Here is a 15,025-nt window from a genome sequence, read left to right as displayed (position 1 = left end):
GATCAACATATATCAATTTGAACTATTAAGAATAGTTTTCTTATCTTAATGGCAGGGAGGATAGCAAGTTGAATAAATCACCCTGATGCATTGGTAGCAGCAGTATATTTATAACTAACTAATTAGTGAATTAATATTTATAATTATAAATATAAAACATTTAAAATGTGATACTTATAAACAAAAATAAGTGGAATATGCACGACAAAAACATCCATAATAGAAACCAATAAATCCAAGAAAAAATAAATACTATGCGATGCAATATAGACCTCTGCTTCTTGGTAAAGATTGTCAGGAATTTTCATTTATGAATTAATGATGAATTCCAATAACTATTGCGATCCTATTTATGAACGTTGCTGATCTTCTCATCTATCTAAATGATCTACTATCTTCAGAATCATTTCCTGACTATGGTCCCAATGGACTACAAGTAGGAAATTATAATATTGATGTCCAAAAAATAGCTGTTGGAGTAACCGCAGACCTATCAACAATACAAGGAACCATCGAACTTGGAGCTAATGTATTGATCGTTCACCATGGATTATTCTGGCAAGGTATGCCCTATCCCATTACAGGAATGCTTTATGATCGTATACAATTCTTGATTAAGCATAATATACAATTGGTAGCTTATCACTTACCCTTAGACGCACATCCTGTTATTGGAAATAATTGGAAAGTGGCTCATGATCTACAGTGGTCAAACCTTCAGCCTTTCGGAAGCTCTATTCCCTATTTGGGAGTCCAGGGATCGTTCCCTCCAATACCTATAGAAGACTTCATAGAGAATTTATCTAACTATTACCAATCCCCGATAAAAGCTCAGGCACTTGGTGGTAAGAAAAAGATTTCCTCAGCAGCATTAATCTCGGGGGGAGCTTACAAAGAGCTATCTCAAGCAATTCTTTGTAAAATTGATTGTTTTATTACGGGAAATTTTGATGAACCCGCATGGTCTACAGCTTTAGAAAATCGCGTGCATTTCCTAGCGTTTGGCCACACAGCAACAGAAAAAGTAGGACCAAAAGCTCTCGCTCATTACCTAGAAACAAACCTACAAGTTTCCTCAACATTTATTGATACCAACAATCCATTTTAATCTATAAAAATGTGCATGATCGTTCTTGGCTTTTTCTTAGAACTTACCTTATAGTAAGTTCTTTTTTACTATTTCACAAATCCACAGACCGTCATGACCGTAGATACAGAAAAACAACAAGTAGTTCGCTCAAGAAATGAAATCCCTGCTAAAGATTGCTGGGATGTGAGTCCTTTATACCCTAATAGGAAATCCTGGAAAGCAGATTTTGATTCTTTTAGATTAAAAACCGACGGCTCTCCCACCTGGCCAATGTTACAAGCAAAGCAATACCAACTTGAGAATTCAGAGTCTCTACTTTCATTATTAACTAATCTTTTCTCTGTTGAAAGAAAACTGGATAAACTCTACGTTTATGCTCATCTAGTTCACGATCAAGATATTACAAATCAAGAGAGTATGGCGGATCTTAAATCTGTCACACACTTATATACCCTCTTCTCAGAAGAAATCTCTTGGATTCAACCTACTCTAGTCAGCTTATCGGAATCTGTAGTAGCTCAACATTTATCAGCCCCCTGCTTAGCTCCCTATAGATTCTATTTAGAAAAGATCTTTAGATTATCCACCCACACAGGCACTCCTGAAGAAGAAAAAATCTTAGCCTCAGCATTTGCTCCCTTTGAAGTAGCTAGTAAGGCATTTTCTTCTTTAAGTGATTCAGAAATTCCTTTTGGACAAGCTATGGATTCAGAAGGAAATGCTCACCCTCTTTCTCATGCATTAGCCTCATTATATATGCAATCTACAGATAGAGAGTTAAGAAAGACAGCTTATCTAGCACAATGTGAAAGGTATTATAATTACCGACATACCTTTGCTAATCTCCTTAATGGGAAAATTCAAGCACATCTATTCTATACAAAGAACAAAAAATATAGTTCCTGCTTAGAGTCTGCGCTATACCACAACAATATTCCAACAACAGTTTATACTAATCTTATAGATATCGTTAAGAAGAACTCTTCATTGATTACCAAATACTATTCTTTAAAACAAAAAGCTCTAAATCTAAAAGATTTTCATTTTTATGATGTTTACGCTCCTCTCAGTCAATCCGAAGAGAAAAAATACTCCTATGAGGACGCAGTCGATCTCATCTATAGTAGTCTCTCACCACTAGGAACCGAATACGTTAATATTTTAAAACAAGGGTTAACCACAGAAGGTTGGGTAGACAAATATGAAAATCTTAATAAACGCTCTGGGGCCTATTCCTCTGGATGTTATGATAGCTATCCCTATATCCTATTAAACTATACGGAAACACTATACGATGTATCTGTAATTGCTCACGAAGGCGGTCACAGCATGCATTCGTATTTCAGCAGAAAAAATCAATCTTTCCATGACGCACAATATCCTATTTTCCTTGCTGAAATTGCTTCCACACTCAACGAAATGCTTCTTATGGATTCGATGCTTAAAAAGAGCAATTCTAAAGAAGAAAAGATCACAATCCTTACAAGATGTTTAGATACGATTTTTTCTACACTATTTCGTCAGGTTTTATTTGCTTCTTTTGAATACGAAGTACATTCTGCTGCAGAACAGGGTATTCCTTTAACCGAAGAGTATTTATCCTCAACTTATAAGAATTTACAAAATGATTTTTATGGAGAAATTGTAACATTCGATACTCTTTCCAGCATAGAATGGGCAAGAATCCCCCATTTTTATTACAATTTCTATGTATACCAATACGCAACGGGCATCATTGCCGCCCTATGCTTTGCAGAAAAAATTCTTAACAAAGAAGATAACGCTCTTGATTCCTATCTGAACTTCTTAAAAAGTGGAGGTTCTGATTTTCCGTTAGAAATCTTAAAAAAGTCGGGATTAGATATGGCAACAAGTGAGCCAATCCACAAGGCTTTTTGTTTTATCGAGAGAAAAATTCAAGAGTTATCATCTTTAATTTGAAATAACTAAAAAAAATAGCACTTGATATTATTAAGTGCTAAAATCATTGCCAAAAACGGGAGACTCTGTTATCGTTTTCGAGAAACGGCAAAGTCTCTTAGAACATGAAACACAAGGAGCTTATAACATGTCAGATCAAGCAACGACCTTAAGGATTAAGCCCCTGGGCGATAGAATTTTAGTGAAAAGAGAGGAAGAAGATTCTACATCGCGAGGCGGCATCATTTTACCTGATACAGCAAAGAAAAAACAAGACCGAGCAGAGGTTCTCGCCCTAGGCACAGGAAAACGAGATAAAGATGGCAATGCCCTACCTTTTGAAGTTACAGTGGGTGATATTGTTTTAATAGATAAATACGCGGGACAAGAACTTACCATTGATGGTGAGGAGTACGTCATTGTTCAGGAAAGCGAAGTTATGGCAGTTCTCAAGTAAGATAAATTATTATTTATAGATTGCAAAAAGTTAAGGAGCACAAAAAACAATGGCAGCAAAAAATATTAAATATAACGAAGACGCCAGAAAAAAAATCCATAAAGGAGTTAAAACTCTTGCAGAAGCTGTAAAAGTAACCTTAGGTCCTAAAGGACGTCATGTGGTTATTGATAAAAGCTTCGGTTCTCCTCAAGTTACAAAAGACGGTGTAACTGTCGCTAAAGAAATTGAGCTCGAAGACAAACATGAGAATATGGGAGCTCAAATGGTTAAAGAAGTTGCTAGCAAAACTGCAGATAAAGCTGGTGATGGAACTACAACAGCTACTGTTCTTGCTGAAGCTATCTATAGTGAAGGATTAAGAAACGTAACTGCAGGCGCTAATCCTATGGACCTCAAAAGAGGAATCGATAAAGCCGTAAAAGTAGTTGTCGATGAAATTAAGAAAATTAGCAAACCCGTACAGCATCATAAAGAAATAGCTCAAGTAGCGACTATCTCTGCAAACAACGATGCTGAAATCGGTAATCTTATTGCCGAAGCCATGGAAAAAGTTGGTAAAAACGGCTCTATCACTGTTGAAGAAGCTAAAGGTTTTGAAACTGTTCTCGACGTTGTCGAAGGTATGAATTTTAACCGTGGATACCTATCTAGTTACTTCTCTACAAACCCTGAAACACAAGAGTGTATTTTAGAAGAAGCTCTTGTGCTTATCTATGACAAAAAAATCTCCGGAATTAAAGACTTCCTTCCAGTTTTACAACAGGTTGCAGAATCTGGACGTCCCTTACTTATCATTGCTGAAGATATCGAAGGTGAAGCTTTAGCTACTTTAGTGGTAAATAGACTACGTGCTGGATTCAGAGTTTGCGCAGTAAAAGCTCCTGGATTTGGTGATAGAAGAAAAGCTATGTTAGAAGACATCGCTATCTTAACTGGTGGTCAACTCATCAGCGAAGAACTTGGAATGAAACTTGAGAACACTACTTTAGCTATGTTAGGAAAAGCTAAAAAGGTGATCGTGTCCAAAGAAGATACAACAATTGTTGAAGGTCTTGGAAGCAAAGAAGATATTGAATCTCGATGCGAAAGTATTAAAAAACAAATTGAAGACAGTACTTCTGATTATGATAAAGAAAAACTCCAAGAACGATTAGCTAAACTTTCTGGAGGTGTAGCTGTAATCCGCGTAGGCGCTGCTACAGAAATTGAAATGAAAGAGAAAAAAGATAGAGTAGATGATGCTCAACATGCAACTCTTGCTGCAGTTGAAGAAGGTATTCTACCTGGTGGTGGCACAGCTTTAATTCGTTGCATCCCTACTTTAGAAGCTTTCGTTCCTATTCTTACAAATGAAGACGAACAAATTGGAGCACGTATTGTTCTTAAAGCACTATCCGCTCCATTAAAACAGATCGCAGCAAATGCTGGTAAAGAAGGCGCTATCATCTGTCAACAAGTGCTTTCTCGCACCTCTAGCGAAGGCTATGATGCCCTACGTGATGCTTATACTGACATGATCGAAGCAGGAATCCTTGATCCAACTAAAGTTACACGTTGTGCTTTAGAAAGCGCAGCTTCTGTAGCTGGACTTCTATTAACAACAGAAGCTTTAATTGCAGATATTCCTGAAGATAAATCCTCTTCTGCTCCAGCAATGCCAGGTGCAGGAATGGATTATTAACCCCTAATTTAGAGAACATTTTCTCTAACGTTATAAGGTCTCCTTTCATCTATTTTGAGAAGAAAGGAGGCCTTTTCTATTTTCTAATATTTCTTTCTTCATCTATGTTAGAAACTAAGATAAATAATATTCTCACCATGCATGTTTAAACTTTTAAAGAATTTATTTTTATTAGCATTTTGCATTATTGCTTACTTTTGGATTCGCAAAGAAAGCATCGTTGAGCATTGGTTATCTGCAAAATTACATACTCAAGTTACTGTGGGGAGAGTCTCACCTAGAACTTCAGGAATGAAAATTCGCTACTTATGTATTCATAATCCTGTACCATCGGAGAGGTTTCCTTATGCGATGGAAGTTGAGTATGTAAACTTACGTTTTTCTCTGATTTCTATGTTGCTATCTAAAAAAATAGAGATTTCCGATCTTCTTGTGCATGGAGCTAATTTCGCTATACTTCCCTATGACAATCAATCGTCAAAAACGAATTGGTCACTATTATGGAAAAATTTCACTCCACAAAACCAAGAAACTCTTGGACTATCTTCATCTCAATCGTTTTCATCAAAGCTTGATAATGCCCCCGTGTTAATCAAACGCTGTTTATTCATAAACACTCGCGTTCACGGAATAAAATCAAATAATAAAGAAATTCCATATCTTGCTGTGCCTTCTTTGGAATATCGTAGTAATGTAGACAAACAACATTCCTTACCCAATCTAGCAACAGCGCTAACATCTATTCTCTACTTAGCAGTAGAAGAAAGTTTATATCACGTAAATATCCCTGGGGATATTGTTAAAGCTCTATCTAAGCAATCTCATACTTATTTTAGCTCCGCTTATCCTACTTTAATAGAAAGTGAGGAATCAGAGACCACAACAACTCCAAAGAAATCCACAGATGAAATCGTAGGATTTGTTAGGGAACTATTCTTTCATTAGAAATGGAAAATGATAAGGTTCTGAGCCTTTTACTATTATCTTTATCACCACACTTTAGCAACTGTCTTAACTTGAGAATACATTTATACAGAAAACCTATTGACTTTTTTGCTATTTCACTTAGAATTGTCTTCTTTGGATATTCCGGAGTAGCTCAGCGGTAGAGCAGTGGACTGTTAATCCATTGGTCGTTGGTTCGAACCCATCCTCCGGAGTTTTCTTTATTAGGTTCCACGGGGCGTAGAGGAAATGATAATCTATGACCAAACCTATTTCACAAGAAATAATTACAATAAATCAAGTTCAAGCTAACTTTCCTCTTTGTTGCAATCGCTCTATTTCTTCATCCGCTTTAGGGGTACTTGTTAGTGTATCCGCTATTTTATCTACAGCAACTGTAATTACGTGTTTAAGTTTAGCTTGTGCACCAGAAATACTCATTATCATAACAGCATTAATCACAGGGATTCTTGTTATTCTCTGCTTTTTACAAATTATCTTTCATATTCATGATAAGAAGCAAAAAACAATAGTACACACATCTCCTCCACAACCCCTACTGATACGTTCTCCAAAGCTTTCTCGGACTATATTAAGAGAGTTGAAACAAAAAATGTCCACAGCCTCTGGACGAGCAACAATAGAAAATCTCATACATGTCAATCAAGAGGACTTCTTTCCTGATTGTGGTGCGTGGGCAGAAATTTTCCTAAAAGATCCACAATTTTTACTACAAAGTATGCTTACTTCGTGGGAAGCTAATCAAAAAGATGACTACGAAGTCACCCTATCACGAGACTATATAGGATTTGATATTGTTCTTACGACTCGGGATTTTGCACAACTCGAAGTAGAACCTGTTATCAACGAGCAACGAAAACGCTGTTATTTACATCAGGTGCTTCAAGAAGACCTTCCCAAAGCAATAAATAGTCAGGTCATAAGAACAAAATTGGGAAATACAACCTATACGCTCCCCGTTCTTCAAGACCTATTAACTCCTGATGAAAATACCGATGAAATTCTTTATAAAATCTTTAGAAGCTTCTTTATAAAGTACTATGTAGCTTTAAACGCTAGTGTCTCTAGAGAAAAAATTATTACTCTACAATTACTTAGATCAGGATGTCTTGATATTAGAGTACGCCAGATGGAAATTCTCGCGTTATTTTGTGCTATTGAACAAATGCGTTATACAAAAACTCCAGAAGTACCAAATTCACATAAACTTGTCACTAAACGTGAATCTCAAATCACCAAACCTGTAGCAGCTACTTACCAGTCTCCTTACAACCAACTACGAACATCGGTACCTACGAATCATCCTCCAGCTCCTACAGAGGCAAATCCCACTTTTCAATCTGATGAAATTCAGAGTTTCTTAGTTGAGAAACGTTTGCAACAGGACATTCCAACAAATGCAAGTCAAACTTCCGTCTATATTCTGTCCCCTAAAGATTATTGGAAGATATTTGTAGAGAAAAATATGGTGTCATTCCCAAGAGAATGTTCTCCATATGGACTCATTTCTCATCCTAGAGATGACCCAGAAGACTCAATACGCAATCTGAATCGTGCCCGCTTCATGGAAACCGAAAATATAGTTATCGCTAACCTAACTGAAATGGAAATCGAAAGTCTCAGCTACCTGTCTAAAAAAATAGCTCCTGAATAATCTCAAGATAATTCATATTAGTCTATATAATCACACAATCGTAGATGTAGTGATATTAAGGAGGCGGGATAAAAGAGATACACGGTACTGATTCAAAACCGTAGCATTTATTAGAGTCTTACGAGCCTGAATAACATTGTCTTCTGACATCTGGCAATGCTCAGGAAAGTACTCTATATGCAGTCCAGAAAGAACGACTAAACCTCTGTCTAAACATCGAGAAATAATTGCAGCGGGTTGCTCAGGAAGATCTTCATAACGCGCTTCTACACAAATGCCAGTATAAGTATCCGCATATTCAAAATACGGACCGCCATTAAACAACGCCCAACCATGCATGTTCAAATTAGAGAAAAGCAGCGGTGCAGCGCGTACACCTATCGGACTTGTATAAGAGAATACCTTACCATAAGCAGGACCTACAGCACGACCAGGAAAAAATCCTAATCCTCGACTAGCAACATAAAGAGAGCCGTCGGGCTCATTAAAACTTAAATTTTTACATGCAAAATAAGCGCCTGCACAAATACCTAGATAATTCCCACCCTCGCGAATATAATTATCTATTCTTGCGGTCCCTAAACCATGTAGAACTTTATGATAGGGACGGTCAGCACCCCCGGGGATAATCAGTAGCCTAGCCGTAAATTCCCATAAAGGATCGTAAAGAAGGAAATTCCCGTCTATACGGCAAATTTCTAAGTTTTCCTCAGAGGGAAGACTGTTTTTTAACCAACGGATCAAGTGACGTAAATAATAGGGAGAGACACCCTCATCAGAGTAAACGAGTACTTTGGTTCTCATAGAAAATAAACCGAGGATTAATACTTGGATTAGAATCACCCAAGTATTATAAAGTGTTCAATCCATTAAAAATGTTATTTATGGTAAAATATCTCTTTTATCGCCTATAAAACCATTTAATTCTTTCAAAGGCAGATATGTTTGTTAACGATTCTCAAACAAAACAATCCCGTAGCGTTCCTATAGGACTATTTCATAGTCTCCTGGCCTGTCTCTACTGGGGAATAGTTTTCGTAATTCCCAATTTGTTAGAATCTTTTCAAGAACTTGATATTGTCTTAACTCGTTATACCATTTTTGGTATTTTTTCTCTGTTTCCTATCTTATGGAAAAGACAAAATATCTTTAAAAACGTCTCTTTGCATGTTTGGGGCCAAAGCTTCCTCTGGGCCTTTCTTGTGAATATGGTCTATTATTTTGGCATTGCCCTAGCCATTCGTTACGTAGGAGCGGCTATAACCATTATTATCGCAGGATTAGCTCCTATAGCTGTCCTTTTTCATTCTAATGTAAAGAAAAAAGAACTCTCTTACACCCTACTTTCTGCAGTTAGCTGTGTGATCTTCTTAGGAGTCGTGCTAACAAACCTCTCAGAGTTTCATTCAACAACAGCAGTAAATCCTCTACAGTACTTCATAGGGCTTTCCTGTGTAATTATTTCTACAGGGATTTGGGTTGCCTATATTATCTGCAATTATGACTTTTTGTTAAAAAATCCTAATATTTCTCCAGATTTATGGTGCGGATTACTGGGGATAGCCTCATTGGTTATTTGCCTACCTTTGATCATCATTTTTGATTGCTTGGGTATCACACATATTGCACATAATTTTATAGCTCACACGCCGACATCAGAGCGGTTACTCTTTATTCTTCTATGCTCAGCTATGGGAATATTCTCCTCATCACGAGCTATTACATCTTGGAACAAAGCAAGTCTACATCTATCTCCCGCTCTTTTAGGAGCTATGTTAATCTTCGAACCTATTTTTGGTTTGATTCTATCCTATCTTTATGAGAAGACTCTACCCACATTACAAGAAGGTATTGGGATTTTCTTAATGTTAGGAGGAAGCCTCATCTGTCTAATTCTTTTTGGAAGAAAGGCAAATCAAAAGGAAACAGAAGAAGCCGAGATCCTTTCCTCTACGGAATAGTTCAAGAAATTACCCCATAAACTGGGAAAACAAGAAAAATTTTTCACTAGAAACTTATGAAATTCTCCTCTAGAAGTCTTAAGGTGATTTTTCACTCCTAAAAATATATCTTTAAAAATACTCATCGAATAAAAAATTTATCTTCAGCTACACTCACCTTACTGTCTTAATCAACAAAACTTGATGAAAGATTAAATCAAAATCTCGCATTTGAAAATACAGAACATGATTCATAATGCGAACATCTTGGTGAGAAAAAAGAAACTACGTAAGTGTTCTTATGGACACATTGAAAATACTAGTGTATAGGTGTCTTTCGTTATTACGCTTAAGCACTAGGAAGTTTTCCAATCTCTAATAGATAAAAAATATTGGAGAAAAGTAACTAGCGTGCCCTAGGAGGCAAGCAACTTGAAGAAAGTCATACTCCCGAATCTCCTAAGTTGTAGCTGTGGAAATATGTTAGTTAATTCTCCTACGACACTGGTTCCCCGAAATTAGATTTAAGAATTCTATGGAGAAAATTTCCGGAAAATTAGAAAGCGTACTTTTTGAAGATCAAAATTCGAAGGAAATCGCCGCACGTATGAGAATACCCTATAAAGGTACAATCATTGTCATCAAAGGTCAATTCCCTGATTCTTTTCTACAACTCGGCACACAGCTACATCTATATGGAAAATGGTCAGAAAATCCTAATTTAGGGAAATATTTTCAAGTGTACAGTTGTGACTCTCTAGAAATGGGAGATACTCGAGGGATAATTAATTATCTTACCTCCAAGCTTATTAAGGGTATCGGACCAAAAATCACCGAAAAGATTATTGAGAAATTCCAAAATGAAACTGCTGACATTCTTGATAACCAACCGGAAAGATTAATTGAAATTCCAGGAATTAGCCAAACCCGCTGTGATAGTCTCTGTGAGCAACTTCGCGAACAAAAAGATCTGAGAACTACTCTACTCTTTTTACAGCAATATAATATTGCTATTCACTATGGAGTAAGAATTTACAAAAAATATAAAGAATACTCTATAGAGAAAATCTGCGAAGATCCTTTTCTACTCGCTAGAGAAATGGAGGGTATCGGATTCAAAACCGCGGATCTTATCGCCACACGTTTGGGAGTACCATTAAATTCACAAAGCCGATTATTTGCAGGAATACAACATTCTCTAGAAGAACTTCAAGAAGACGGACACACTTGCTATCCCTTACAAAATCTTGCCCAAGCTGTAGAAAAACTCCTAAATCAAGATATTCCTGAAAAACTAATACAAATTGAAGAGATCATTTCCCAAATATATAGTATGCAAGAGAAAAATCTTCTGCATATTCAGGAATTAGAAAACATACCTCACGTATGGGTAAAGCATATTTACCTCGCAGAGAAAACCGTAGTTTCTGATTTAAAACGCATCTTATTTTCCTCAAGGAAAATTCGTCCTATAGATGGCAATAAAGCCATTCAATGGGTTGAGGACAATCTAAGTCTACACCTAGAGCAAAATCAAAGAGAAGCTGTTCGTGCATGTTTCTTAGAAAAAATCCATATTATCACTGGAGGACCAGGAACAGGAAAAAGTACCATCACCAAGGCTATCCTTAAGATATTCGAGCAAGTGACTTATAAAATTATCCTAGCAGCTCCTACAGGAAAAGCAGCAAAACGTATGACGGAAATTACCGGAAAGCATTCGGTGACTATTCATGCTCTGCTACAGTATGATTTTAAAACACGTTCCTTCCGCAAGAATTATGAAAATCCTATAGATTGTGATCTGATCATCGTCGATGAATCAGGAATGATGGATACATATCTCTTATATCATTTTCTAAAAGCACTTCCTGATCATGTGATTGTCATCCTAATCGGAGATGTACATCAGCTGCCTAGCATCGGTCCTGGAAATATCTTAAAAGACATTATCAATTCTAAAAAGATCACCGTAACCACATTAAATAAGATTTTCCGTCAGGTTCACGATTCGAATATCATTATCAATGCTCATAAAGTAAATGAAGGCGAATTTCCTATACTTTATTCTGAATCGGGACGTAAGGATTTCTTATTTTTTCAGAAAGAGGATCCTCAGGAAGCTGTAGATCATATCATCCATCTAGTCACACAATTTATTCCTAAGAAATACCACATCTATCCCAAAGATATTCAGATTCTTGCTCCCATGAAAAAAGGCATCTTAGGAATTCATAATCTCAATAAGGTACTAAAATCTGCTTTAAACCCTAAACAAGCAATTCTCCACGGTAGGTTTCACTCCTACGCCATTGGAGATAAAGTTATGCAGATCCGTAACAACTATAATAAAGAAGTATTCAACGGAGACATTGGCTATATCTCTATGATCAACTTTGAAAATAAACGTGTTATAGTAAATATGGAAGGAAAGTACATTGTGTATTCTTTCTCGGAACTTGATGATCTTGTTTTAGCCTACGCCACCTCAGTACATAAATATCAAGGAAGCGAAAGTCCCTGTATTGTCCTTCCTATACACACATCCCATTTCATGATGCTCTATAGGAATCTTCTCTATACTGCAATTACAAGGGGAAAACAGCTTGTTATCCTAGTAGGAACAAAAAAAGCTATTGCTATAGCCACAAGAAACGATAAAGTACAGCATCGCTGTACAGGACTTGTGCAAGCTCTCGATCAACTTGCACAGCCCGAAGAAACTTTCTCAAAAATGAAAGGTAGTTAATCTACAATGGTAAATAACAACTGCGGTGTTGTTAAAGAAAAAACCTCATCAGAGAAATCTAAAAATTCTGTATTCCAAAGGTTTTTCACACGATCTTTATCCTGATTTTCAAGATCTAGAGATTTTGGAGAAAGCATGTTCCATATCTCCCAAGATGCTCCTGGAAGAATAGGATATGCAATCAATGCTAATAATTTCTGACAATAACATGCACAAAACAGTATAGCTTCTACACGATGAGATAACCCCTCTTTAAGAAGCTTCCAGGGAGCCTGATCGTTAAAATATACGTTCCCTAGAGCTGCTAGCTCCATAATTGCTGAGCACGCCTTCCGTAGACTATATTTACTATAATGTACCTGCGCTTCTCGAACGATTCTTTGCGCATCATCTAAGAACTGTCTGTCCTTATCTTCTAAAATCTCTGCGGAATATACTAGTTCCCTAAATCCATTCTTTTCTGCGAAAGCAAGTACACGATTAATAAAATTCCCAAACTTACCAACAAGCTCCGAATTACATCGTGTTTTAAAATCTATGAAAGTAAATTCACTATCAGAAGTTTCTGGAGCTGTTGCTGCTAATACATAACGCAACTTATCAAGGGAATATGTATTCAAGAAGGCATCCATATCTACGTAATTCCCTTCGGATTTACTAAACTGATACCCTTCAAGAAGGTAAAATTCAGAAGATACCAAGGCATCCATCCTCTTATAAGGGATACTTTGACCTAATTCCATAGCTGGAAATATCGCCGCATGAAAAGGGATGTTATCTTTACCTATAAACTGTACATACTCTGTAGAATCTTCTAGCCAAAAGTCTTTCCAAGCATCGGAATGATTCATAGATGCTGCCCAATCCATAGTCGCACTGATATAACCAATAGGAGCATCAAACCATACGTAAAACACTTTATTAGGAAAATCAGGAACAGGAATCCCCCAAGATAAATCCCTAGTAATAGCACGTGGACGCAAATTCTTAATATAATCTACAACAAACTTACGGATATGCTCAGGTAGGTATACTTTTTCTATAAATGCTAATAGAGGCTCGACCATACGTTCTAAATGAAAATATGCGTGCTCTGTTTCTCTAAGAATTAATTGTGATCCTGATAATTTAGATCGTGGATTAATTAAATCGGTAGCTTCATAATCGGCGCCACATTTTTGACATTCATCACCACGGGCTCCATCAAATCCACATTTTGGACATATACCTTCTACGTAACGATCAGCAAGGAAACGATTTTCTTCTTCAGAATACAACTGAAGTGAAATTTGATTTTCTATTAAGCCTTTTGATTTTAGCTGTAGGTAAAAATCCTCAACAAGGGCTTTGTGAAAAGGATTTGTTGTACGCGAGAAGAAATCTAGAGAAATCCCCAGCTTATCAAAAGTATCTTTATGTATCTTATGATACATATTTACATATTCTTGATATTCTAAACCTGCACGTTCGGCATTTAATGTAATAGCTATTCCATACTCATCAGAACCACAGATATAGAGAACGTCATCTCCTAATAATCTGCGAAATCTAGCGTAGACATCCGCAGGTAAATAGGCTCCTGCTATATGTCCAAAATGTAGAGGTCCATTTGCATAAGGTAATGCCGAGGTAATCAAAACGCGCGCGGGCATTATTTTACATCACTCCATGTATAGGCTGAAGGATCTTTTCTTCTTCCTGATGAAACACCTTCTCTTTTTCTTTCAGTAACAGGAGCCGCAATATTTTCTACATCTTCTTCTATAAAATCTGCTTGTACACCGTCCCTTTCTAATAAAACTAATGCTTCAATAGCAGCATTAGAAGAACGCACGTCGCCTTTTGTTATTCTAATTTTTGCCTGCTTAATCGCATAATTCACTAAACTAAACGGGCTTTCAAACAATTGGTTTAACTTTTCATTTGTTAAACGATCTTTGTTGCTCATAATACGTTCCTATGTTCTTCTGCTATAAAAATACTCTTCAAAATCTCGTAAGATTTTTTCAAATCATCATTGATAATGACGTATTCAAATTGGTTCGATGCAGCTTGTTCAACGAGACTGTGCTGCAACCGTTCTTGTCTCTGAGAATCTTGTTCAGACCCTCTATGTTTTAAACGCCTCTCTAGCTCTTCCTGAGAAGGCGCGGAAATAAAAACAGTGACTGTAGGTATCTTATTTTTCAAAGACAAAGCACCTTTTACATCAATCACTGCAACCGCATGTTTCCCCGATTTCCAAATTTCATCAATTTCTAAACGACTGGTCCCGTAATATTCTCCAAAAAGTGAAACCCACTCTAAAAAATCATTACTATCTAACCGTCGCTTAAACTCTTCTTGGGAAACAAATCGATAATCCACACCAGGAACTTCTTCAGGACGAGGAGATCGTGTTGTTAGGGATAAGGTTTTTTGAAAAGAATTAGGAAATTCTTGCGTCAACATACGCACTAGTGTAGTTTTCCCGGCTCCTGCAGGAGCACTAATAGTAAATAGTTTCGGTGCACACAAAGGTTGATCAGGAGAAAAAGGAACACGAACTTTATTTTTCATAAAATA

General features: G+C 36.7%; 12 protein-coding genes and 1 tRNA gene. 9 read left to right on the top strand and 4 right to left on the bottom strand.

Annotated elements, in window-relative coordinates:
* Positions 1-352 precede the first annotated feature (352 nt).
* The 7 genes from O1W69_RS03475 (at position 353) to O1W69_RS03445 (ending at position 7,771) form a co-directional block, all read left to right on the top strand.
* Positions 353-1,108 carry a Nif3-like dinuclear metal center hexameric protein gene (locus O1W69_RS03475; protein WP_375793177.1) on the top strand — a complete coding sequence of 252 codons (756 nt, stop codon included), beginning with the start codon at positions 353-355 and terminating at the stop codon, positions 1,106-1,108.
* Positions 1,109-1,201: 93 nt separating this feature from the next.
* A complete protein-coding gene (gene pepF, locus O1W69_RS03470; RefSeq protein ID WP_375793176.1) occupies positions 1,202-3,031 on the top strand; it encodes an oligoendopeptidase F in 1,830 nt (609 codons plus the stop codon).
* A 127-nt stretch (positions 3,032-3,158) separates the two neighbouring features.
* A complete protein-coding gene (locus O1W69_RS03465) occupies positions 3,159-3,467 on the top strand; it encodes a co-chaperone GroES (RefSeq protein ID WP_375793175.1) in 309 nt (102 codons plus the stop codon).
* Between the two features lie 49 nt (positions 3,468-3,516).
* Positions 3,517-5,151: a chaperonin GroEL gene (gene groL / locus O1W69_RS03460; protein WP_375793174.1), complete on the top strand. Its 1,635-nt coding sequence runs from the start codon at positions 3,517-3,519 to the stop codon at positions 5,149-5,151.
* A 141-nt stretch (positions 5,152-5,292) separates the two neighbouring features.
* Complete coding sequence (locus O1W69_RS03455; protein ID WP_375793173.1) at positions 5,293-6,096, top strand: hypothetical protein; 804 nt, start codon at positions 5,293-5,295, stop codon at positions 6,094-6,096.
* A gap of 143 nt (positions 6,097-6,239) precedes the next feature.
* Positions 6,240-6,311: transfer RNA gene (locus O1W69_RS03450), tRNA-Asn, on the top strand.
* 44 nt (positions 6,312-6,355) lie between these two features.
* Complete coding sequence (locus O1W69_RS03445; RefSeq protein ID WP_375793172.1) at positions 6,356-7,771, top strand: hypothetical protein; 1,416 nt, start codon at positions 6,356-6,358, stop codon at positions 7,769-7,771.
* Positions 7,772-7,801: 30 nt separating this feature from the next.
* On the opposite strand, the gene O1W69_RS03440 is transcribed toward O1W69_RS03445, so the two are convergent.
* A complete protein-coding gene (locus O1W69_RS03440) occupies positions 7,802-8,575 on the bottom strand; it encodes a BPL-N domain-containing protein (protein ID WP_375793171.1) in 774 nt (257 codons plus the stop codon).
* Positions 8,576-8,712: 137 nt separating this feature from the next.
* Here O1W69_RS03440 and O1W69_RS03435 point away from each other — a divergent pair, with 137 nt between their 5' ends.
* Both O1W69_RS03435 and O1W69_RS03430 read left to right on the top strand, forming a co-directional pair.
* Entirely contained in the window at positions 8,713-9,732 is a 1,020-nt protein-coding gene (locus O1W69_RS03435; protein WP_375793170.1) for a DMT family transporter, read from the top strand.
* 514 nt (positions 9,733-10,246) lie between these two features.
* Positions 10,247-12,460 (top strand): ATP-dependent RecD-like DNA helicase, encoded by a 2,214-nt coding sequence (locus tag O1W69_RS03430; RefSeq protein ID WP_375793169.1) that lies wholly within the window; start codon positions 10,247-10,249, stop codon positions 12,458-12,460.
* On the opposite strand, the gene metG is transcribed toward O1W69_RS03430, so the two are convergent.
* Genes metG through gmk form a run of 3 tightly spaced genes read right to left on the bottom strand, consistent with a single transcriptional unit; the run spans position 12,457 to position 15,019 of the window.
* A complete protein-coding gene (gene metG / locus O1W69_RS03425; RefSeq protein WP_375793168.1) occupies positions 12,457-14,112 on the bottom strand; it encodes a methionine--tRNA ligase in 1,656 nt (551 codons plus the stop codon). The two genes, O1W69_RS03430 and metG, sit on opposite strands and share 4 nt — an antisense overlap.
* The gene (locus tag O1W69_RS03420; protein ID WP_375793167.1) at positions 14,112-14,408 is read right to left on the bottom strand and encodes a hypothetical protein; all 297 of its coding nucleotides are present in this window, start codon (positions 14,406-14,408) and stop codon (positions 14,112-14,114) included. Before O1W69_RS03420 ends, metG begins: the two co-directional genes overlap by 1 nt.
* The gene (gene gmk / locus O1W69_RS03415; RefSeq protein WP_375793166.1) at positions 14,405-15,019 is read right to left on the bottom strand and encodes a guanylate kinase; all 615 of its coding nucleotides are present in this window, start codon (positions 15,017-15,019) and stop codon (positions 14,405-14,407) included. The genes O1W69_RS03420 and gmk overlap by 4 nt, the downstream gene beginning before the upstream one ends.
* Positions 15,020-15,025 lie beyond the last annotated feature (6 nt).

The sequence above is a fragment of the Chlamydia sp. 12-01 genome (genome assembly GCF_042234205.1).
Lineage (GTDB): Bacteria > Chlamydiota > Chlamydiia > Chlamydiales > Chlamydiaceae > Chlamydia.
Note: the sequence above shows the minus strand (reverse complement) of the source record. Positions and strands in the feature narration are given on the sequence as shown.